The following is a 23,264-nucleotide window of genomic DNA, read 5'->3' as shown; positions in this document are numbered from 1 at the left end:
ATAAGTTGGGAAGGTAGGTAAGTATGAATAATAAGGTTTTATTTGTTGAAAAGAAAAATGGATTTGATGTAGAGAGTCATGGACTTTTAAACGAATTTAAAGAAGTTTTAAATATAAAAGGATTAGAAAAAGTAAGGATAATTAATAAATATATAATTCAAGGCATGAGAGATGAAAAATTGTATGAAAGCTTCAAAAATGCTATATTTTCAGAAAAAAATGTGGACATGGTATATGAAGACAATATAGATTTAGATGGATTTAAAGCTTTTGCTGTTGAATTTGTTCCAGGACAATTTGATCAAAGAGCTAATGCTGCTGAGCAGTGTATGGAGCTTTTATCAGAGGGAGAAAAATCAAAAGTTAAATGTGCTAAAGTTGTAGCTGTTTTAGGAAATATAGATGAAGATGATTTAAATAAGATAAAGAAATTTTACATAAATCCTGTTGATTCAAGAGAGACAGATATATTCAGCAGTGAAGTAGATGATTCAATGAATGAACCTCAAGATGTAGAGATTATAGAAGGATTAATAGATATGGATTTGTCAGAATTAAAAAAAGTTTATGACACTATGTCTCTTTCAATGACTTTTGAAGATTTTAAATTGTGTCAAGAGTACTTTATAAACGAAAAAAGAAATCCTACAAAGACAGAAATTTTAGTTTTAGATACTTACTGGTCTGATCACTGCAGACATACAACATTCTCAACGATAATAGAAAATGTCGAAATAGAAGACGAATCAAGCACAAAAGATTTGATAGATACTTTTAATAAATATAAAGATATAAGAAAAGATTTGGGACGTGAACATAAAGATGTTACATTAATGGACATAGCGACTATTGGAGTTAAAGAACTTAAAGCTAAAGGATATCTAAAAGATTTAGATGAATCCGAAGAGATAAATGCATGTACGATAAAAGCAAAAATTGAAAGCAGCGAAGAGATAGAAGACAGTTTAATATTATTTAAAAATGAAACACATAACCATCCTACAGAAATAGAACCATTTGGAGGAGCAGCTACTTGTCTTGGAGGAGCTATAAGAGATCCGTTATCAGGAAGAGCTTATGTATATGGAGCCATGAGAGTTACAGGAAGCGCAGATCCAAGAAAAGCTATTTCTGAAACTTTAGATGGAAAGCTTCCGCAAAGAGTTATAACTAAGGGAGCAGCTAAAGGATATTCTTCCTATGGAAATCAAATTGGTTTAACAACAGGCGAAGTATCTGAGATATATCATGAAGACTATGTAGCAAAGAGAATGGAAGTAGGAGCAGTTATTGGAGTAGCACCTAGAGAAAACGTGAGACGTGAAGAACCTGTAGAGGGAGATGTAGTACTTTTATTAGGTGGAAGAACTGGAAGAGACGGCTGCGGTGGAGCTACAGGATCCTCTAAGGAACATAGCACTGAATCTATAAATTTATGTGGTGCAGAAGTTCAAAAGGGAAATCCAGTTGAAGAAAGAAAGATACAAAGATTTTTCAAAAATAAAGAAGCTTCATTAATGATAAAAAGATGTAATGACTTTGGAGCAGGTGGCGTATCAGTAGCCGTTGGGGAACTTTGTGATGGACTTGTAATAAACCTAGATGCAGTTCCTAAAAAATATGAGGGCCTTGATGGAACAGAACTTGCTATATCAGAATCACAAGAAAGAATGGCTGTGGTTGTTGAAGGAAAAGATGCTGAGAGATTTATAAACTTAGCATTAGAAGAAAATCTTGAATGTACAAAAATAGCAGATGTTACTAGCGATAATACTCTTACTATGACATGGAGAGGAAAAACTATAGTAAGTTTAAATAGAAATTTTTTAAATACAAATGGAGCAAAATCATATACAAAGGTTAAGGTTAAAGCTCCTTCTCAAATAAGGTTTTTCAATAAGGAATCAGAAAAACTTTCTATTAAAGAAAGATGGACAAACCTTTTAGAGGATTTAAATGTATGCAGTCAAAAGGGATTGGTTGAAAATTTTGACTCAACTATAGGAGCAAGAACAGTGCTTATGCCATTTGGAGGAAAGCATAGATTAACTCCATCACAAGGACTTGCAATAAAAGTGCCAGTAACTAGAGGTGAAAGCCATACAGCATCTATTATGACTTATGGATTTAATCCATATATATCTAAATGGAGTCCATATCATGGAGCACTTTACAGTGTAGTTGAAAGTGTATGTAAAATAGCAGCTTTAGGAGGAGACTACAAGAAAGCATATTTGAGTTTTCAAGAGTACTTTGAAAGATTAGGTAGTGATGAAACTAGATGGGGCAAGCCTTTTGCGGCATTACTTGGTGCATTAAAAGCTCAATTAGAGCTTGGTCTTGGAGCTATTGGAGGAAAGGATAGTATGTCAGGAACTTTTGAAGATATAGATGTTCCACCAACTTTAATATCTTTTGCAGTAGCTTTAGAAAATGTAGATAATGTAGTTTCTCAAGAACTAAAAAGTACAAATTCAAAGATTGCCCTAATAAAGACTAAAAAAGACTCAGAAGGAATAATAGATTTCCAAGAACTTAGAAAGAACTTAGAACTTCTTAAAAAGCTTATAGATAACAAAACTGTCATAAGTGCTATGACCTTAAAAGAAGGTGGAATTGCAGAGGGTCTTTCTAAGATGGCTTTTGGAAATAAAATTGGCGTTTCAATCCATAGTAATTTAGATGAAAAAGAATTATTTAAAGAGGCATATGGATGTTTCTTAGTAGAATTAGAGAATAATAAGGATGAAGGTCTAGAATTAGAAATAATCGCAGAAACTACACATAAAGCAGAAATAACATATAAAGATTTAAAATTAACATTAGATGAACTTATAGCTTGTTGGGAAAAACCTCTAAATAGTATCTTCCCAGCAAAGGATAATGTAAAAGTTGAAGCCAAAGAAATAAAAAGTCAAATTGGTCAAAAGAAAACTTATCTAGGATTAAAGAAAGCTTCACCAAAAATAATAATACCAGCATTCCCAGGAACAAACTGTGAAGAGGACAGTAAAAGAGCTTTTGAAAAGGTTGGTGGAGAAGCAGAAATACTAATATTTAAAAATATAAAAGAAAATCAATGGCAGGAATCTATAGAAGCTTTAAGAAAAGCTATTAAAAACAGTCAAATACTTATGCTTCCTGGTGGATTTAGTGCTGGAGATGAACCAGATGGTTCGGGGAAATTTATAGCAAATGTTCTTAAAAATCCAGCTATAAAAGAGGAAATATTAGATTTGATTAATAATAGAGATGGATTAATCCTTGGGATATGCAATGGATTCCAAGCACTTATAAAAGTTGGACTTTTACCTTATGGAGATATAAGAGATATTGATGAAAGTGCACCAACATTAACATTTAATAATATAGGAAGACATATGAGTTCTATAGTTAATACTAAAGTGGTCTCTAAGGTTTCTCCTTGGTTTAATGAAGTAGAACTAGGTCACATAAATTCTGTAGCAATATCTCATGGAGAGGGAAGATTTGTAGCTTCAGAAGAAATGCTTAATGAATTAATAAAAAATGGACAAGTAGCTACTCAATATGTGGATTTAAATGGTAATGTAGCACAAGAGATGCCATACAATCCTAATGGTTCGATTTATGCAATTGAAGGCATAACAAGTTTAGATGGAAGAATCCTTGGAAAAATGGGACATAATGAGAGATCTGGTTATGGATTATACAAAAACATTCCAGGAGACTATGAATCAAAGATATTCTTATCAGGAGTAAATTACTTTACTAAATAGATTTAGGAGGTCAATTATGAAGGTTGCAATAATTTTTGGTAGTAAGTCAGATACAGAAAAAATGAATGGGGCTGCAAAAGCTTTAAAAGAATTCGGGGTGGAATATAAGGCCTTTGTATTGTCAGCACATAGAGTGCCAGAAGCATTAACAGCTACTTTGAATACTTTAGAAAAAGATGGATTTGAAGTTATAATCGCAGGAGCAGGACTCGCAGCTCATCTTCCAGGTGTTATAGCATCTCAAACAATACTTCCGGTTATAGGAGTTCCTATAAACGGAGCATTAGAAGGAGTAGATTCTTTATATTCAATTGTACAAATGCCTAAATCAATACCAGTAGCAACAGTTGGAATTGATAACAGTTATAATGCGGGAGTTCTAGCAGTAGAAATGCTTGCTATAAAATATTCAGAATTAAAAGAAAGACTAGTAACTTTTAGAACAGAAATGAAGAAAACTTTTTTAGAAAACAATGGGGAAATAGAATTATAAATTTTGGAGGTATTAAATATGAAAAAAGAAATGTTATATGAAGGAAAAGCAAAGAAAGTTTATGCTACAGATAAGGCTGATGAAGTTATAGTTTACTACAAAGATGATGCTACAGCATTCAATGGCGAAAAGAAAGGCCAAATATCTAATAAGGGTGTTCTAAATAACAGTATAACATCAATAATATTTGAAATGTTAAAAGAAAATGGAATAAGAACTCACTTTATAGAAAAATTGAATGACAGAGAACAGTTATGTAAGAGAGTTGAAATAGTTCCACTAGAAGTTATAGTTAGAAATATAGCAGCAGGATCAATGTCAAAGAGATTGGGTGTTCCAGAAGGTACAGCTTTAAAGACTACCGTTTTTGAAACAAGCTATAAGAATGATGAGTTAGGAGATCCACTAATAAATGATTATCATGCAGTTGCATTAGGACTTACAACTTTTGAAGAGCTAAAAGAAATATATTTTATGACTGACAAAATCAATAATCTTTTAAAAGAATTCTTTGCAGCGCAAGGAGTTACATTAGTTGACTTTAAGATTGAATTTGGTAGACTAAAGGGTGAAATATATTTGGCAGATGAGATATCTCCAGATACATGTAGATTGTGGGACTCTGAAACAGGAGAAAAGTTAGATAAGGACAGATTTAGAAGAGACTTAGGAAATGTAGAGGAAGCTTATAAGGAAATATTCAGTAGAATACAAAAATAAAGGTAGGGTTAATATATGACATGGGAGTTAATAAATTTAGAAGAGGATAAGTTAAAGGAAGAGTGTGGGGTATTTGGAGTGCTATCCAATGATGATCTTCCAGTATCTAAGATGACTTATTATGGACTTTATGCTCTTCAACACAGAGGACAAGAAAGTGCTGGTATTGCTGTAGCTAGAGATGGAGAAATACATTCTTATAAAGATATGGGACTTGTAACAGAAGTATTTGATGAAGAGATACTCGATGAATTAACAGGTAGTGCTGCTATAGGACATGTAAGATATTCTACAGCTGGTGACAGTCTTAAGTGTAATGCACAACCGCTTTTAACTCATGGTAAACTTGGCTCAATGGCCATAGCACATAATGGGAATTTAACTAATGCAGACACATTAAGAGATCTTCTACAAGAATGCGGATTTATTTTTCAAAGCACAACTGATTCAGAAGTTATCTTAGGACTTATAGCTAGATATGCTAATAAAGGGATAGATAAAGCTATATTTAATGCAATGCAGGTTGTAAAAGGCTCCTTTGCCATAGTTATTTTAACAAAGGATAAGCTTATAGGGGTTAGAGACACTAATGGAATAAGACCTCTTTGCATAGGAAAAGTTAAAAATAGTTATATTTTGTCATCAGAAAGCTGTGCTTTAGATGCAATTGGTGGTGAATTTGTACGAGATGTAAATCCAGGGGAAATAGTAATCATTGATAAGAATGGTATAAAGAGTATTAATCCGGTAGAAAAGGCACCTTGTGGAACTTGTGCATTTGAATACATTTATTTTGCAAGACCTGACAGCATAATAGATGGAATAAATGTATATGAATCAAGGGTAAGAGCTGGAGCAATTTTATATGAGGAGTCTCCAATAGATGCAGATATAGTTGTTGGTGTTCCGGATTCAGGAATACCAGCTGCAGTAGGTTATGCAAAGGCTGCAAATATACCTTATGAAACTGCTTTTGTAAAAAATAAGTATGTTGGACGAACATTTATTGCACCAACTCAAGAAATGAGAGAAATGGCAGTAGCTTTAAAGCTTAATCCATTAAAGTCAGTAGTACAGGGTAAAAGAGTAGTTTTAATTGATGATTCTATAGTTAGAGGTACAACATCTAAAAAACTAGTTCAGCTTCTTAGAAAAGCCGGAGCTAAAGAAGTTCATTTTAGAATTTCATCTCCAGTAGTTAAGTATCCATGTTACTTTGGAATTGATACTCCTTATAGAAGTCAGCTTATAGGAGCAAATAATTCAATAAATGAAATTGCAGAAATAATTGGAGCAGATACAGTAGGATATTTAAGTATAGAAGGAATTCTAAAGGCATTTAATAAGGAATCAGGATTCTGCTTAGGATGTTTTGATGGAGAATACCCTGTGGCACCACCTTTTGAAGCTAGTATAGATTAATAAGTAAGGAGTTTTATTATGATAACATATAAAGACGCTGGAGTTAATATAGAAGAAGGTTACAGAGCTGTTGATTTGATAAAAGGATATGCAAAAAGTACAATGAATCCTTTAGTATTAAATCATATAGGTTCTTTTGGAGCTATGATGGAGCTTCCAGAAGGATATAAAAAACCTGTTCTTATATCAGGAACTGATGGTGTTGGAACTAAGCTGGAAATAGCATTTAAAATGAATAAATACGATACAGTTGGAATAGATTGTGTTGCTATGTGTGTAAATGATATATTATGTCATGGTGCACAGCCTCTATTCTTTCTAGACTATATAGCTTGCGGAAAACTTGAAGCTAATGTAGCATCCGATATTGTTAAAGGGGTAGCTGATGGATGTCTTCAAAGTGGCTCAGCTTTAGTTGGGGGAGAGACCGCAGAAATGCCAGGATTTTATCCAGAGGGAGAATATGATATTGCAGGTTTTTCAGTAGGGATAGTTGACAAAGATAAAATAATAGATGGTCATGAGGTAGAAGAGGGAGATGTAATAATAGGACTCCCATCTTCAGGAGTACACTCCAATGGATATTCATTAGTTAGAAAGATTGTAACTGATTTAGATGAAAAGCTTGGTGATAAAACATTAGGAGAAATCCTTCTTACACCAACTAGAATATATGTAAAACCAATTCAAAAGCTTATGGAAAAATTTAAAATTAAAGCTATGTGTCATATAACTGGAGGCGGATTTATAGAAAATGTTCCAAGAATGCTTCCAAAGAATAAGACAGCAGTGATCTTAAAAGATTCATATGAAATACCAGAAATATTCAAATACATGATGAACTTGGGTGTTGAAAAAGATCATATGTACAATACTTTCAATATGGGTATAGGATTTATGGTATGTATTGATAAGAGCATAAAAGACGAAGTTTTAGCTGAGCTACAAGCCATGGGAGAAAAAGCTTACGAAATCGGATATATAACCTGTGGTGAGGAGGGCGTATGTTTAAAATAGCAGTATTAGTTTCGGGAGGTGGGACAAACCTTCAATCTATAATAGATGCTATAAATTCAAAATATATAGATGCCCGTATAGAAATGGTTATAGGAAGCAAAGAAGGAATTTATGCCTTAGAAAGAGCTGAAAAAAACGGTATAAAGACATATGTTGTAAGTAAAAAAGATTATAAAGACGATTTTTCATATAAAATCTTAGAATTGACTAGAGGAAAAGTAGATTTAATAGTACTTGCTGGATTTCTTTCCATATTAGATGGAGAAATATTAGATGAATTTAAAAATAAAATAATAAATATTCATCCATCACTTATTCCAGCATTTTGTGGACCAGGAATGTACGGCATAAAAGTTCATGAAGCTGTAATAAAAAGCGGAGTTAAGGTTTCAGGCTGTACGGTTCACTTTGTAAATTCTGAAGTAGATGGAGGAGCTATACTTACTCAAGAAACAGTTCCTGTTTATTTCAGTGATGATTCTCAAAAGCTTCAAAAGAGAGTGCTAGAAAAAGAACATATGATTCTTAGTAAGTCTATAAAGCTTATAAGCGAAGGAAAAGTAAAAATAATTGACGGAAGAGTAAATATAGAAGAATAAAAGGAGGATTCCTTATGAAAAAAAGAGCATTAATAAGTGTGTTTGACAAAGAAGGAATATTGGATTTTGCTAAATTTTTGGTATCTAAAGATGTAGAGATAGTATCGACAGGTGGAACTTATAGATATTTAAAAGAAAATGGATTAAATGTTATAGAAATAAATGAAGTTACTAAATTTCCAGAAATGCTAGATGGAAGAGTAAAGACTCTTCATCCACTTGTTCATGCTGGAATACTTGCAATAAGAGATAATGAAGAGCATATGAATACTTTAAAAGAAAGAGATATACATACAATAGATTATGTTGTAGTAAATCTATATCCTTTCTTTGAAAAAGTTAAAGAGGATTTGTCTTTTGAAGAAAAGGTTGAATTCATAGATATCGGTGGCCCTACCATGCTTAGAGCAGCTGCCAAGAATTTTCAAGACGTAGTTGTAATCTCTAATAAAAATGATTATTCAGTAGTGAGGAATGAATTAGAATCAGAGGGGGAAGTTTCTTTCGGAACTAAAAAGAAACTAGCAGGTAAGGTATTCAATCTTATGAGTGCTTATGATGGAGCTATTGCTAATTTCTTATTAGAAGATGAAGAGTACCCAGAATATCTTTCAGTATCTTATAAAAAGATGCAAAGTTTAAGATATGGTGAAAATTCACATCAAAGTGCTGCTGTTTATGGTTTAGCAACTTGTGATGGAGCCATGAATACATTTGAAACTTTAAATGGTAAGGAACTATCTTATAATAATTTTAAAGACGTAGATATAGCTTGGAAATGTGTTAATGAGTTTGAAGAAACAGCATGTTGTGCTCTAAAACATAACACACCATGTGGTGTTGCAACAGGTGAAACTTCTTATGATGCATATATGAAAGCATATACTGTAGACCCAACTTCTATCTTTGGAGGCATAGTTGCTTTTAATAAAAAGGTAGATAAGAAAACAGCAGAGGAAATGGTTAAGATATTTTTAGAAGTTATAGCAGCACCAGAATATGATGAGGATGCTTTAGAAGTTTTAAAGACTAAAAAGAATTTAAGAGTGCTTAAGTTTAATAATGTACCAAAAGCAGAACAATATATGGTTACTGTTGATGGAGCAATGTTAGTTCAAGATGAAGATAATAAGCTTATAGATGAAATAAAAGTAGTAACTGAGAAACAGCCTACTGAAGAAGAAATGAAAGATTTGATTTTTGGAATGAAAGTAGTTAAGTATGTGAAATCAAATGCAATAGTAGTTGCTCATGATGGTGTTGCACTAGGTATTGGAGGGGGACAAGTTAATAGAATTTGGCCTACTGAAGATGCTTTAAAACGTGGAAAAGGAGCAACAATTCTTGCATCAGATGCCTTCTTCCCATTTAGAGATGTAGTAGATGAAGCTGCTAAATATGGAATTAAGGCAATAATTCAACCTGGTGGATCGCTAAGAGATCAAGAATCTATAGATGCATGCAATGAGCATGGAATATCTATGGTATTTACAGGATTCAGACATTTCAAACACTAGTATAGAGAGGGAGTATAGATGATGAACTTACTTTTAATAGGATCAGGAGGAAGAGAACATGCTATAGCTTGGAAATTAGCTCAAAATCCAAAGGTTAATACTATATACTGTGCTCCAGGTAATGGAGGGACTTCTAGAGAAAATAAATGCAAAAATGTAAATATAACAGAAATGGACGAATTAGTTAAATTTGCAAAGGAAAACAGCATTGACCTTACTGTAGTTGGACCAGAAGAACCATTAACTAAAGGTATTGTAAATATATTTAAAGAAAATGGACTGAGAATATTTGGACCGAGCAAAGAAGGGGCTATATTAGAAGGCAGTAAAGCTTTTTCAAAAGAGTTTATGAAAAAGTATGGGGTGAAAACTGCTGAATATGAAGTGTTTTCAGATGAAAATAAGGCTCTAGAATATATAGATGGCAGGGAATTTCCTCTTGTAATAAAGGCAGATGGGCTAGCAGCGGGAAAAGGAGTTATAATCTGCAATACTTTGGAGGAAGGAAGAGCAGCAATAGAAGAACTTATGACTTCAGATAATTTTAAAGAAGCAGGTAAAACTATTGTTGTAGAAGAGTTCCTAGAAGGAGTAGAAGCATCTATATTGTCTATAACAGATGGGGAAACTATAATTCCATTTATATCTGCAAAGGATCATAAACAAATACTTGATGATAATAAGGGACCTAATACAGGTGGAATGGGCGTAATATGTCCTAATCCTTATGTAAATGACGATATAATGAAGATTTTCGAAAAGGACATAATGAATCCTACATTAAATGGAATTAAAAAAGAGAAGATGGATTTTGTGGGGATAATCTTCTTCGGTCTTATGATAACCAAAAGGGGCGTGTATCTATTAGAATATAATGTTAGAATGGGAGATCCAGAAACTCAAGGCGTACTTTCTTTAATGAAAAGTGATCTTTTGGAACTTATAGAAAAGGCTTTAGAGAAAGATTTAAAAAACGCAGAAGTTCAATGGGAAAATAAATCTGCCTGTGTAGTAATAGGAGCATCTTTGGGATATCCAGGAAGCTATGAAAAGAACAAGGAAATTTCCATAGGGGACATTGGTGAAAGTAAGGTATTTATGGCTGGAGTTAAGGACGAAGGTAATAGACTTTTAACTAGTGGTGGAAGAGTACTTGCATTAGTATCAAAGGCAGAAACTTTAGATTTGGCAAGAAAAATGTGCTATAACAATATTCAAAATGTAAAATTTGAGAACATATATTATAGAAGAGATATAGGAATTGCAAAATAAATATATTAAGCGATAAAATAGGCTGATTTTTTAATCAGCCTATTTTAATTGAGTTAGTTTTCATTAGAATCATCTTTATTTTCATGACCACCATTTTTGTGAATGAACATTCCTATAAAGAATAGAGATATTAAATCCAACAATACAGATATAAATATGAAAAGAGCTAGTCCGTCTCTAAAGAAAACAAAATCTGTAAGTCCGAATGATCTTATTAAAGAATATCCTACTGTCAAAGTAAATACTGAAACAGCTGTCTCAAAAGCTATGGACGTAAATTTTTTTTCTATCATAAGATTTATTCTTCTGTCAGAGTTGAAACCTATAAGGCTTAAAACTGCATCTACTGCTAATGAGAATAGGAAGATCTTTAAACTTAAGGTAAATAAAGAGGTACTTCCATAATAAACAACCTCATGTGGCAGTGTATTTGCAGATATAAGTATTCCCAAATATATATTTAATATAGGAAGAATCAATGGTAAAATGGTTAAAATTAATAATATAAACTTCAAAGGTTTATTTGAATTATTCATAAGTTCCTCCATTGTACAATTTATAATATCTCTAGAATTATATACTAAATTAATGAATTTTTCAATGCAATGGTAAAGGGAATGTGCTAATATATATAGATAATTAAGAAGAGAATTAAAAATAAAAAAGCGATCTATGAAAAAATCATAAAGGAGAATGAATATGGAAAAAAATGATTTTATAAAAATGGATAGTTATATGGCTTTAAGCATTATAAATATGAAGCTTAGAGATGAATTTTCTACATTAGAGGATTATTGCAGCTATATGGATTTAGAATTGGATAAAGTCAATGAAAAATTTAGTCAGATAGGATATAAATATGATGAAAAGTCCAATCAGTTTGTGGCTATATAGTAGAAAATAAGGATAAATTATGGTATATTTAAATGTAGATGCATGAATGTATAACTTATATATAGATATATAATACATATTATGATAAATGATAATTTACTTAGAAAAGGGATGAGAATATGTCAGAGGAATATAATTCATCAAATTTTATAAAAAATATCGTAAAACAGGATTTAGAAAATGGCAAACGTAATGAGATAATAACTCGTTTTCCACCTGAGCCTAATGGATATTTACATATAGGTCATGCAAAATCCATAGTTTTAAACTTTGAACTTGCAGACGAATTTAAAGGAAAGACTAATTTAAGATTTGATGACACAAATCCAGTTAAGGAAGATACAGAATATGTAGAATCCATAGAAAATGATGTTAGATGGCTTGGTTACGATTGGGAAAACTTATATTTTGCCTCTAATTATTTTGATACCATGTATGAGAAAGCTGTACTTCTTATAAAGAAGGGCAAGGCATATGTGTGCGATTTAACAGGAGATGAAATAAAAGAGTACAGAGGTACACTTACAGAGCCAGGAAAAGAAAGTCCATACAGAAATAGAACAGTTGAAGAAAACTTAAGTTTATTTGATCAGATGAAAAATGGTGATTTTAAAGATGGAGAAAAAGTTTTAAGAGCTAAGATAGATATGACATCACCAAATATAAATATGAGGGACCCTATAATTTATAGAATAGCCCATTCAGAGCATCACAATACAGGAAATAAATGGTGTATATACCCTATGTATGATTTTGCACATCCACTAGAGGATGCAATAGAAGGTATAACTCACTCTATATGTACTCTTGAGTTTGAAGATCACAGACCTCTTTACGATTGGGTTGTAAGAGAGTGTGAGATGGAAAATGTTCCTCAACAGATAGAATTTGCAAGATTAAACATGACAAATACTGTTATGAGCAAGAGAAAACTTAAGCTTCTTGTAGATGAAAATGTAGTTGATGGATGGGATGATCCAAGAATGCCTACTATAGCAGGTCTTAGAAGAAAAGGATGTCCAGCAGTTGCTATAAGAAACTTCTGCAAAGAAATAGGAGTAGCAAAGGCTGCATCTGTAGTTGATAGTTCAATGCTTGATTATTTTATAAGAGAAGAGCTAAATAAAGAAGCGCCTAGAACTATGGCAGTTTTAAATCCTCTAAAGGTTGTTATAACTAACTATCCAGAGGGAGAAACTGAAATGTTAGAAATAGAAAACAATCCAGATAAGCCTGAAGAAGGAAAGAGACTGGTACCATTTTCTAGAGAAATATATATAGAGCAAGAAGATTTTATGGAGGAACCTCCTAAGAAGTATTTCAGATTGTTCCCAGGAAATGAAGTAAGACTTAAAGGAGCATATTTTGTAAAGTGTAATGATTTTATAAAAGATGAAAATGGAAAGGTAATGGAAATACATTGTACTTATGACCCTGAAACTAAGAGTGGTTCAGGATTTACAGGAAGAAAGGTAAAGAGTACAATTCACTGGATAAATGCGGCTACTGCTGTAGAGGCAGAATTTAGATTATATGAGCCTCTTCTTTTAGATGAAAATGAAGATGCAAACAAAAATTTCTTAGAAAATATAAATCCAAATTCCTTAAATGTACTTCATGGATATGTAGAGCCTTTAATGAAAGATGCTAAAAAGGGAGATGCATTCCAGTTCTTTAGACATGGATATTTTAATGTAGATTCCAAATATACAACTGAAGACAAATTAGTATTTAATAGAATAGTATCATTAAAGAGTTCATTTAAATTAAATAAATAGAATTTTTAGTTTTAGCTAGAATATTATAGATGTTATACATAAGATAAATAATTTTGAATCGCCTTGAATAATCAAGGCGATTTTTTGTGTTTAGAAAATTAATTGATATACTTTCTGCATAAAATAAAAATCAAATGTTGAAAATTGATGAAATAATAGAATTGACTGTATTTCAACTAAAAGAATAATCAAATTGAAAAATTTGTACGGTTAAAAAAATGTGATTCTGCATCATCATATTCATATAATGATAAATATAGCTATGAACATGATGAAGAAAAAGGCATACCTATTGTTACCATGCGTAGAATGCATGATGTTGACTCAAAGGATAAATCAATAGAATTATTTTCAAAATCTGCAATAGAATTAAAAAATATTGATTACGATAAACTCACTACAGAATTAAAAGATGAATATAATAAAGAATTGAAACGCTCAAATAGCAATAGTAACAAATGGTATATTTCTAAAACTGAAGAAAAGAGGCATAAGAATGATACAAAAATCTTTGTGATTGTAGATGATAAAGTTGCATCTACTGGAGAAGAATTTATAAGTTATTTAAAAACATTAGAAAATATTGTAGTGGTTGGGACAAATACTTCAGGTAGCCTACTTTCAAATATATATATCAGAAGTCAACTACCTAATTCACATATAAATATTAGTTTTGGAAATATCATTACGGCTAATAAAGATTTTGAAGAAGGTAAGGGATTTCAACCGGATGTTTGGATTGGTAATGGAGATTCATTGGATAGAGTTTTAAAGTTAATTCTTAAAGCTCCAAAAATTTAAAAAAAGAGCGAAAAAAGAAGAGAAAATTAAAAGGCGGATTTAGGCAGAGAATAATCTTAAATTATGTAGATAAATCATATAAAGGTAAAACAAAGGATATACCAAATTAAGGTATATCCTTTGTTTTTATTGCATTGAAAACTACTGGTTATGCTAGTACATAAGAAGGCTTTAGATATAAAGAAAAAGAACTAATATCTAAATTTACACAAATCAATGAATAGTCTTGTCTTAATTAAGTCATAAGCTTAGATAGTGGTATATGACTATGTAGATTTGCAGTGAGAGATTTTTTCTAAATTATTATTTTGACATACATGTATGGTATTGCTGTTTACAGAACTTAGTTTTTTAACTTCACGAGGATATATGCCCTTATACTTTTTAAAAAGAGTAGTAAATCTACTATGTGAGGTATATCCAACAGATTTGGCAATATCTTTTATTTCGAGCTCTGTTGTTGATAATAAAGTTTCTGCAATATTCATTCTTTTTCTTTGAGCATATTCTGTAATACTCATTTGATATTTTTGTTTAAATACATTTTTTAATTTTGTCCCGCTCATCATAGCAATTTTCTCTAGGAGTTCTTGAGAAATATCCAAAGCATAATGATCATTAATATAATTTGCTACATTCTCAATTGCTTTTTCATCTGATTTTGTTATTTGCTTTGATTTTGCTTTATTCAAATAAGCATCAAGGGTAACACTTAACCATTCCTTAGCTTTTGCTTCAAGAAATATTTCTGCGGCAGGAGAACTCATATTGCAATTTAGAATAGAATTTGCAAGCTTTTCCATAGGTTTTGTTACAAGCTCTCTAGTATCAAAGAAAACATCGGAAACGGTCATGTGGGATGTTTTTAGGTGGCAGGAAATATAGTCTTTAATCATTTTATCTTTGAAGTTAACTCCTACACTTAAATAGGGGAAATTTGCGTGTAAAAGAAATCGGAAATTTGTTTTATCCATATTTGTAACAAACATGGTATTTGCAGTTAGTGTTTGATAAGGGTTAAAGCACTCCCCATTAGCTGACTTAATGTATGACGAACTGAATGACATAAAGTGACTCATATCGGGAAAGGAATAAGTCATCCTTTCTTTTTTTATAAAGAAATCGTGAATATCAATAATAAATTGATCAGTTTCATAATACCAATACAATCCATTAAATTCTTCATTTTGTATGCAAACAGTCTTACCAACCTTGCAATATTTACAGCAATTAGGACAAGATTTCCATCCCATTTCTTCTAAAAAATCTTGAAATGTATTCATGAATTAACCTCCAAATATCTCGATTAGACAATAATGCGATTAGACATAATTACCTGTATTTTATTGTATCTTATTTTAGCGGATGATACAATAATTTAAACAAATGTTATTAAAAAAAGGATAAATATAGAGGTGATATTATCAAATGATTTTTTAAAAATTAATAACAGTGTCTAAATGAGATAATATAAGGGAGGTATTTTATGTTAAAGGTCTACAAAAAATTACTCTATTATGTACCCAAAAAAAAGTGGTTAGCGTATATGGCAATCGCACTTACAGCTGTTTCTACCGTGGTAACAGTATCAGCATATTATTATATGTATGAATTTCTTAAAGAGCTTGTAATTATGAATAAATCAGGGGATGCATTTCATTATGCAGTTATAATAGCGGGTCTCTTAGTGGTAGGATCTATTATTTATATGATATCTGTACTGTTAACTCATATTCTTGGTTTTAGATTAGAAACAAACTTAAGAAAAAAGGGTATTGATGGACTTATGAATGCCAGTTTTAAATTTTTTGATTTGAATTCATCGGGAAGAACAAGGCAGTTGATTGATGACAATGCAGCGCAAACACATAGTATTGTTGCACACCTTATACCGGATAATGCAGGTGCAGTACTTACACCAATATTGGTGCTTGCTGTTGGGTTTATGATTGATGTAAAAGTAGGAATAACTTTAGTTTTATTTACCATAGCAGGAGCAGGGCAAATTATTTTGATGTCAGGAGATAAAAACTTCATGGCTATTTATCAAGCAGCACTAGAAAAAATGAATAGTGAAACAGTTGAGTATGTACGTGGTATACAAGTTGTTAAGATTTTTGGTGCTAGTGTTAATTCATTTAAGGCTTTACACAAAGCTATTATGGATTATTCGAAATATGCTCTTGATTATTCTATGAGCTGTAGAAAACCATATGTAAGATTTCAAATTATTTTTCTAGGAGCCATTACTATTCTTATACCATTTGTAGTTTTATTTATGGATATTCACTCAAGCCCTAAAGTAATAGCTGTGTATTTGATTATGGTTTTATTCCTCGGTGGGGTATTATTTAGTGGATTTATGAAAATCATGTATGTCTCTATGTATGCCTATATGGGAACATCTGCTGTAGAAAAATTAGAGCAAATTTTTGTAGATATGCAGAAAGATAAATTAGAATTTGGGACGTTAGAAAAATTTGAAAATTTCGATATAGAATTTGAAAATGTTAGTTTTGGATACAGCGATGAAATGATTTTAGATAATCTTAGCTTCAAACTTGAAGCAAATAAGAGTTATGCATTGGTTGGGGCCTCAGGAAGCGGAAAGTCGACTATAGCAAAATTAATATCAGGATTTTATAAGATTAATAGTGGGTATATAAAAATTGGGGGTAAAAGCCTTTCAAGTTATAGTGAAGATGCTATAACTAAAAGTATTGCTTTTGTATTCCAAGATAGCAAGTTATTTAAAATGAGTATTTTAGATAATGTTCAAATAGCGAATCCTAATGCAACAAAAGAGCAAGTAATTGAAGCACTTCACCTTGCAGGTTGTGATGAGCTTATTAAAAAATTTCCTTTAAAAGAGCAGACAGTGATAGGTACAAAAGGGGTGTTTTTATCAGGAGGAGAAAAACAAAGAATTGCTATTGCAAGAGCCATTTTAAAAAATGCAAATATCATCATAATGGATGAAGCTAGTGCAGCAGTTGATCCCGAAAATGAACATGAATTACAAAAAGCATTTAAAAACCTTATTAAGGGGAAGACCGTGATTATGATTGCGCATAGACTTAGTAGCATTAGGGCAGTTGATGAAATACTGGTAATGGAGAAAGGAAAAATTATAGAGATAGGTAATGATGCTGAATTAATGAAAAAAGATAGCAAATATAAATATTTTCAAGAACTTTATACAGAAGCGAACGATTGGAGGGTGTGTTATGAAGAATTTGTTTAAGAGATATTTTGCACTAACGGATAAAGGTGCAAGTGATTTAGTGAAAGCGAGTTTTGCATCCTTTTCTGTATATATAGTAAATATGATTCCAGCAATACTTCTTATGATTTTATTTGATGAACTTGTTTTGGGAAATGTAAAAAGCAATGTCTTTTATATAAGTTTTTCCATTATAATTCTTGTTCTTATGTATTTACTTTTAAGGATAGAATATAATACTCTTTATAATGCTACCTATAAAGAGAGTGCTAATTTAAGAATGGATATTGCAGATACTTTGAGCAAGCTTCCGCTTTCTTATTTTTCTAAGCATAATTTATCTGATCTATCCCAGACAATTATGGCTGATGTTACAGCTATTGAACACGCTATGAGTCATGCAATAGCAAAGACAATTGGTTTCTTTATGTTTTTTCCGCTTGTATCTATTCTTTTATTAAAAGGAAATTTAAAGTTAGGCTTGTCTGTTGTTTTACCAATTATAATAGGATTTTTATTGATTGTTTGGTCTAAAAAAATTCAATTAAGAGAAAACGTTAAATATTATACGAAGCTTAGAGATAATTCGGATAGTTTCCAAGAAGCAATTGAATTGCATCAAGAGATAAAGAGTTTTGGTTTAACAAAAAATATAAAAAATAGTCTATATAAAAAAATGGAAGAGGGTGAAAAAATTCATTTAAAAGCTGAGTTTACAGCTGCTGTTCCTCTACTTTTATCTGGGCTTGTTGTTCAAGTGGCTTTTGCAATTGTAATATTGGTTGGAATGGGATTGCTTTTAAAAGGAGAAATAAATATTTTATATCTTATTGGATACATTTTAGCATCTATAAAAATTAAAGAAGGTGTAGATGGAGTAAGCCAAAATATCGCAGAGCTTTATTATATTGATTCTATGATTAATCGCATTAAAGAAATAAGAAGTACAGAGATTCAAAAAGGAGAAGATAAAGAAATTATGGATTATGATATAGAACTAAAAAATGTATCTTTTACTTATAATGATGATACAAAAGTTCTTAAAGATATAAGCTTTACTGCGAATCAAAATGAGGTAACTGCTCTTGTAGGCATGTCAGGGTGTGGTAAAACAAGTATTCTTCGTTTAATTTCTAGACTTTACGATTATGATGGTGGGAAAATAACAATTGGTGGAGTAGATATCAAAGATATTTCTACAAAATCATTATTTAAAAAAATATCTATAGTCTTTCAGGATGTAACACTTTTTAATACATCAATAAAGGAAAATATCAGGATAGGAAATAAAAAAGCTACAGATAAAGAAGTGAAAGAAGCAGCGCGTTTAGCAAATTGCGAAGAGTTTATTAATAGGCTTCCAAATGGATATGATACAGTAATTGGGGAAAATGGGGCAACTTTATCTGGGGGAGAAAGACAAAGAATATCCATAGCTAGAGCTTTTTTAAAGAATGCTCCTATTATCATTTTAGATGAAATTGCTGCTTCTTTAGATGTGGATAATGAGAAAAAAATACAAGAAAGTTTAAATGAATTAACAAAAAACAAAACTGTAATTATTATTTCACATAGACTTAAATCTATTGAAAATGTAGACAAAATAGTCGTTATTGATAACGGAGAAGTTGAAGCGTTTGGAAATCACAAAGAATTAATATCTATATCAAAAACTTATAATAATTTGGTAGAAAAAGCAAAGTTAGCAGAAGTATTTAAATACTAGGGGAGGGAAATAATGAATAAAAAATTAAATGTAAAAGATTTAATTAATATAGGATTGTTTACAATTTTAATATTTATATTTACCTTTATTGGAGGTATGATTGGTTTCGTTCCTATTCTGATGCCAATTGTTCCGTTTATTACAGGATTATTTGCAGGACCTGTGAGTATGTTGTTTTCAACAAAGATAAAAAAGCCTGGAATGCTGTTTATTGAGCAGATGATTATTGCAATTATATTTGTAGTAACGGGTCATGGACCATGGATGTTAGTAACAGCTATCTTTGGAAGCATTTTTGGTGAGATTGTACTTAAAAAAGGAGGGTACAGCAGTACGAATCATGCAAGACTTGCATTTGTAGTTGCATCTCTTTCTGGACTCGGAAACTGGATTCCCATTTTCTTTGCAAGAGAAAAATATATTGAACAAATGTTGCAGATGGGATATGGTCAGGACTATGCAAATAAAATGATGAGCGTTCTACCAAATTGGTCTTTAGTACCTATAACTATCTTTGGAATGCTTGGGGTATATATTGGGTGCACTATTGGAATTTCGATTCTTAAGAAACACTTTGTTAAAGCTGGTATGATCAAGGAGGTATAGAATACGTGATAGCTATATGGAGGCAGAGATTAGACTTTAGAACAAAGCTATTTATGACTATTGTTATATCATACACCTTACTGCTTGGAAATTTACAGCAAAAATATCTTGCTGTAGCTGTAGCAGCATCACTATTGCCTTATGTACTTTTAATCTCTGAAAGAAGATACAAGGAAGCATTAAAAGGAGGAATTTTTATTATTGTAGCAAGCATTATTCAAAAGTATTTCTTGTATAATGCAACAGGTATACTGACATCTCTATTTCTTTTTATATCAATGTTGTTTTTAAGAATGCTTCCAGGTCTTATGATGGGTAAATATACTTTGGTGTCAACAGATATGAGTGAACTTGTTTGTTCTTTAAAAAAAATGAAAATACCTGATCAAATTGTTATTCCTATAACTGTAATGGCAAGATTCTTTTATACTTTTAGAGAGGATTACAGCCAAATCAAGGATGCAATGTATTTGCACGGACTTACAACAAAAAGGTTAATCTTGAATCCATTGAAATTATTTGAATATAGAACAGTCCCTTTACTGATGTGTTTGACACGTACTGCTGATGAGGTTGCAATTTCTGCTCTTACAAGGGGCATGGAGATAGGCGTTAAAAGAAGCAGTATTTCTACATCAAAGATAAAGGAGATAGATTATATATTTTTCTTGATTATGTTCTTATTAATTGGATTTTATATAAGGGGGAAATATGCTTAAGATAAAGGATTTTGGAATAAGATACAAAGAAGCAACTATCTTTGAAAAAGCTAATTTGGAAGTTCAAAGAGGAGAAATTGCTGTCATTAGTGGAAAATCTGGATGTGGGAAAAGTAGTTTATTAAAGTCGATAAATGGAATCTTATTTGAAACTGATGGTGTTCAAATAAGTGGAGACATAGAATTTGATGGTGAATCGATACTTGAAAAAAATATATCAAATAGAAGCCGCTTTGTGTCTACTGTGTTTCAAAATCCTAAGACACAGTTTTACTGTATCAATACTACAGATGAACTTGCATTTGCTTTAGAAAATAGAAATATAAAAAAGGATAAAATCTTAGAAACTATAGATGAATATACAACAAAGCTTAATACAGTTCATTTACTTGATAAAAATATATTTACTCTTTCAGGAGGAGAGAAACAGCTTGTTGCAATTACAGCTGTAGCATGTATGGATAATAATATATATCTTTTTGATGAGCCATCAGCTTCTTTAGATAAACAATCTATTGAACTGTTAAAAAATACGTTGCTCAAATTAAAATCTATGGGAAAAATAATCATTATTGCTGAACATAGATTATATTATCTCACAGATATCATGAGTAAATTTGTGGTTTTGCATAATAATAATATGAATGTTTTTAATGTGGTTGATTCAAAAAAGTCTTTGTTAGAAGATATTTCTGATAAATATGAGTTGAGGACACTTAAAGAAATTGTGAAGAAAGATTTGAGCAATTTAGAGTTCAATACAATAAGGCTAGACCATGGTGATGAGGAGAAAGATAAATCTGGATTATTGAAATGTGAAAAGTTTTTAGCGTATTATGATAAAAACAAGATTCTTGATATGAGCATATCTTTTCAGGCTGGAATTAATTTTATCATAGGTGAAAACGGAGTTGGAAAAACTACATTTATAAAAAAATTATCTGGGCTTTTAAATGGAAAGGGAAGAAGTTTTTTTGCAGGTAAAAAAATAGAGAAAAACTATGAATATATTTCTATGGTAATGCAAGATGTAAATTATCAGCTTTTTACAGAGTCGGTTTGGCAAGAGATATCAATTGCAAGTTCTAATGATGATTTAAAGAAAAGGGTTTTAGAGGAGTTAGAATTATATGATAAAAAAGATTTCCATCCTCAGATTTTATCGGGAGGAGAAAAGCAAAGACTTCTAATTGGACTTGCAAAGGTATCAAATAAGCCTATAATAATTTTAGATGAGCCAACCAGTGGTCTTTGTAGAGGAAAGATGATGAAAATTATTGACTATCTTTATGAGATGAAATCTTTAGGAAAAGTTATTATAGTTATTACACATGACTATGAATTGATTCATAAATGTGGAGGAAAAGTATATGAGTTTGTTAGATGATAAGTGTACTATTGTAATGAATAGAATATGGTTTAAGTGAGAAACTATAAGTAATAAATATTTATAGTAAAGGCGTGGTTACTATGAAACCATATAATAAGATGGTTAGAGATGCAGTACCAAACATCATAGAAGAATCAGGATTTAGATATGAAGCTGAAAAAATAAGCAGAACTGGCTATTTTAGAGCTCTCAAAGAAAAGCTTAAAGAAGAAATAAATGAATTTATAGAAACAGAATCCTTAGAAGAACTAGCAGATATTATGGAAGTATTATTTGCTATAGCAAAAGCAAAAGGATATAGTGAGGAAGATTTGAAAAAAGAGCGAGAAAAGAAGAGAGAATTAAAAGGCGGCTTTGAACAAGGAATAATCTTAAAAGCTGTAGATAAGTCCTATGAAGATAAAACAAAGGATATACCAAATTAGGCATATCCTTTGTTTTTATTGAGGTTTTAGAATTCTAAGAGAATTTGGATAGAATTCAAAGGTCATATCATTACAGGTTGTCAATTCACCATCAGCTTGAACAATAAATTCATAATTACTTTGAACGTGTATGTTATTACCTTTATAAAAAGATACTTCTTCTATATTGGTATGATTTGCTGATAATGCTTTTGGAAGGCAACGCAGCAGCCTGAATAAACGGCAGGATTTTACCATACATATGTCTAAAATACCATCATTCATAGAAGAATGAGGGCTTATAGGTATTCCGCCTCCGTAATATGAACCGTTGCATACAGCAAATAAAAGATTATTGCTTTTTATTGTTATATTATCAATGGTTATATTCATTGGAATACTTTTAAATTTAAAAGGAGTATAGAATAAACTCAATAAATAAGACATACTTGATGGTATGAATTTTTTCTTTTTAAATAGTCTGGCATTATAAACTACATTTGAATCGAATCCTATAGATGCAATATTTACGAAATATCTATTATTTGCTTTAGCGGTATCTATAACTTCTATCTTTCCATTTACTGTTCTTTCAAGAATATTTTTGTAGTTTTTAGAATGTATAAAACTTCTTATAAAATCATTACCTGTACCACAAGGAATAACTCCTAAAGCATTATTAGTATTGACCAAGATGTTAGCTATTTCATTTAAAGTTCCATCTCCTCCTACAGCATAGACAAAAAAATCTTCATCTTTAATGTACTGTCCAACTATTTCGCTAGCATGTCCTGGATATTTCGTTATTTCTATTACATATTGATCTTTTTTATCATCAAATAGTTCATGTATAAGTGGGATATATGATAAACTTTTACCTTTTCCCGATGAAGGGTTTATAATAAATAGATGTCTCATAATACTA

General features: G+C 31.1%; 20 protein-coding genes. 17 read left to right on the top strand and 3 right to left on the bottom strand.

What is annotated here, in order from left to right; translation table 11 throughout:
* Positions 1–23: 23 nt before the first annotated feature.
* The 8 genes from KQH81_RS09265 to purD are packed head-to-tail and all read left to right on the top strand — an operon-like array spanning position 24 to position 10,798.
* On the top strand, positions 24–3,758 hold the full coding sequence (locus KQH81_RS09265; RefSeq protein ID WP_027638250.1) for a phosphoribosylformylglycinamidine synthase: 3,735 nt from the start codon (positions 24–26) through the stop codon (positions 3,756–3,758).
* A gap of 16 nt (positions 3,759–3,774) precedes the next feature.
* Complete coding sequence (gene purE, locus KQH81_RS09260; RefSeq protein WP_027638251.1) at positions 3,775–4,251, top strand: 5-(carboxyamino)imidazole ribonucleotide mutase; 477 nt, start codon at positions 3,775–3,777, stop codon at positions 4,249–4,251.
* An 18-nt stretch (positions 4,252–4,269) separates the two neighbouring features.
* The gene (gene purC / locus KQH81_RS09255) at positions 4,270–4,971 is read left to right on the top strand and encodes a phosphoribosylaminoimidazolesuccinocarboxamide synthase (protein ID WP_027638252.1); all 702 of its coding nucleotides are present in this window, start codon (positions 4,270–4,272) and stop codon (positions 4,969–4,971) included.
* 15 nt (positions 4,972–4,986) lie between these two features.
* Positions 4,987–6,393: an amidophosphoribosyltransferase gene (purF, locus tag KQH81_RS09250; protein ID WP_027638253.1), complete on the top strand. Its 1,407-nt coding sequence runs from the start codon at positions 4,987–4,989 to the stop codon at positions 6,391–6,393.
* Between the two features lie 18 nt (positions 6,394–6,411).
* Positions 6,412–7,410, top strand: a complete 999-nt coding sequence (gene purM / locus KQH81_RS09245) for a phosphoribosylformylglycinamidine cyclo-ligase (protein ID WP_027638254.1) — start codon at positions 6,412–6,414, stop codon at positions 7,408–7,410.
* Complete coding sequence (gene purN / locus KQH81_RS09240) at positions 7,398–8,009, top strand: phosphoribosylglycinamide formyltransferase (protein ID WP_027638255.1); 612 nt, start codon at positions 7,398–7,400, stop codon at positions 8,007–8,009. The genes purM and purN overlap by 13 nt, the downstream gene beginning before the upstream one ends.
* Positions 8,010–8,023: 14 nt before the next feature.
* The gene (purH, locus tag KQH81_RS09235) at positions 8,024–9,526 is read left to right on the top strand and encodes a bifunctional phosphoribosylaminoimidazolecarboxamide formyltransferase/IMP cyclohydrolase (RefSeq protein WP_027638256.1); all 1,503 of its coding nucleotides are present in this window, start codon (positions 8,024–8,026) and stop codon (positions 9,524–9,526) included.
* Between the two features lie 21 nt (positions 9,527–9,547).
* Positions 9,548–10,798, top strand: coding sequence for a phosphoribosylamine--glycine ligase (purD, locus tag KQH81_RS09230; RefSeq protein ID WP_027638257.1), 1,251 nt, complete (start codon positions 9,548–9,550; stop codon positions 10,796–10,798).
* 53 nt (positions 10,799–10,851) lie between these two features.
* Here purD and KQH81_RS09225 read toward each other — a convergent pair whose 3' ends face one another.
* Positions 10,852–11,334 (bottom strand): hypothetical protein, encoded by a 483-nt coding sequence (locus tag KQH81_RS09225; protein ID WP_027638258.1) that lies wholly within the window; start codon positions 11,332–11,334, stop codon positions 10,852–10,854.
* Positions 11,335–11,497: 163 nt separating this feature from the next.
* Between KQH81_RS09225 and KQH81_RS09220 the strand changes: the two genes are divergently transcribed.
* From KQH81_RS09220 to KQH81_RS09210, 3 genes are all read left to right on the top strand, one after another.
* Entirely contained in the window at positions 11,498–11,692 is a 195-nt protein-coding gene (locus KQH81_RS09220) for a DUF4250 domain-containing protein (protein WP_081670224.1), read from the top strand.
* Between the two features lie 119 nt (positions 11,693–11,811).
* Positions 11,812–13,470 (top strand): glutamine--tRNA ligase/YqeY domain fusion protein, encoded by a 1,659-nt coding sequence (locus KQH81_RS09215; protein WP_027638260.1) that lies wholly within the window; start codon positions 11,812–11,814, stop codon positions 13,468–13,470.
* A 300-nt stretch (positions 13,471–13,770) separates the two neighbouring features.
* Positions 13,771–14,271, top strand: a complete 501-nt coding sequence (locus KQH81_RS09210; RefSeq protein ID WP_081670226.1) for a S41 family peptidase — start codon at positions 13,771–13,773, stop codon at positions 14,269–14,271.
* Between the two features lie 266 nt (positions 14,272–14,537).
* Here KQH81_RS09210 and KQH81_RS09205 read toward each other — a convergent pair whose 3' ends face one another.
* The gene (locus tag KQH81_RS09205; protein WP_027638262.1) at positions 14,538–15,554 is read right to left on the bottom strand and encodes a helix-turn-helix domain-containing protein; all 1,017 of its coding nucleotides are present in this window, start codon (positions 15,552–15,554) and stop codon (positions 14,538–14,540) included.
* Positions 15,555–15,757: 203 nt separating this feature from the next.
* Here KQH81_RS09205 and KQH81_RS09200 point away from each other — a divergent pair, with 203 nt between their 5' ends.
* The 6 genes from KQH81_RS09200 to KQH81_RS09175 all read left to right on the top strand — a co-directional run bounded on the left by KQH81_RS09200 (position 15,758) and on the right by KQH81_RS09175 (position 22,360).
* On the top strand, positions 15,758–17,515 hold the full coding sequence (locus KQH81_RS09200; protein WP_027638263.1) for an ABC transporter ATP-binding protein: 1,758 nt from the start codon (positions 15,758–15,760) through the stop codon (positions 17,513–17,515).
* On the top strand, positions 17,499–19,220 hold the full coding sequence (locus KQH81_RS09195) for an ABC transporter ATP-binding protein (protein ID WP_027638264.1): 1,722 nt from the start codon (positions 17,499–17,501) through the stop codon (positions 19,218–19,220). The genes KQH81_RS09200 and KQH81_RS09195 overlap by 17 nt, the downstream gene beginning before the upstream one ends.
* Positions 19,221–19,232: 12 nt before the next feature.
* Positions 19,233–19,826 (top strand): MptD family putative ECF transporter S component, encoded by a 594-nt coding sequence (locus KQH81_RS09190; protein ID WP_099335543.1) that lies wholly within the window; start codon positions 19,233–19,235, stop codon positions 19,824–19,826.
* Positions 19,827–19,831: 5 nt separating this feature from the next.
* Positions 19,832–20,545, top strand: coding sequence for an energy-coupling factor transporter transmembrane component T (locus tag KQH81_RS09185; RefSeq protein ID WP_230028130.1), 714 nt, complete (start codon positions 19,832–19,834; stop codon positions 20,543–20,545).
* Positions 20,538–21,932: an ATP-binding cassette domain-containing protein gene (locus KQH81_RS09180; protein ID WP_027638267.1), complete on the top strand. Its 1,395-nt coding sequence runs from the start codon at positions 20,538–20,540 to the stop codon at positions 21,930–21,932. The genes KQH81_RS09185 and KQH81_RS09180 overlap by 8 nt, the downstream gene beginning before the upstream one ends.
* Positions 21,933–22,015: 83 nt before the next feature.
* Positions 22,016–22,360, top strand: coding sequence for a nucleoside triphosphate pyrophosphohydrolase (locus KQH81_RS09175; protein ID WP_051196203.1), 345 nt, complete (start codon positions 22,016–22,018; stop codon positions 22,358–22,360).
* Between the two features lie 15 nt (positions 22,361–22,375).
* Here the strand turns inward: KQH81_RS09175 and KQH81_RS09170 are convergent, their stop codons facing one another.
* Positions 22,376–23,257 carry a diacylglycerol/lipid kinase family protein gene (locus KQH81_RS09170; protein WP_180269190.1) on the bottom strand — a complete coding sequence of 294 codons (882 nt, stop codon included), beginning with the start codon at positions 23,255–23,257 and terminating at the stop codon, positions 22,376–22,378.
* Positions 23,258–23,264: the final 7 nt, after the last annotated feature.

The sequence above is a fragment of the Clostridium cadaveris genome (assembly GCF_020911725.1).
In the GTDB taxonomy this organism is placed as follows: domain Bacteria; phylum Bacillota; class Clostridia; order Clostridiales; family Clostridiaceae; genus Clostridium_X; species Clostridium_X cadaveris.
Note: the sequence above shows the minus strand (reverse complement) of the source record. Positions and strands in the feature narration are given on the sequence as shown.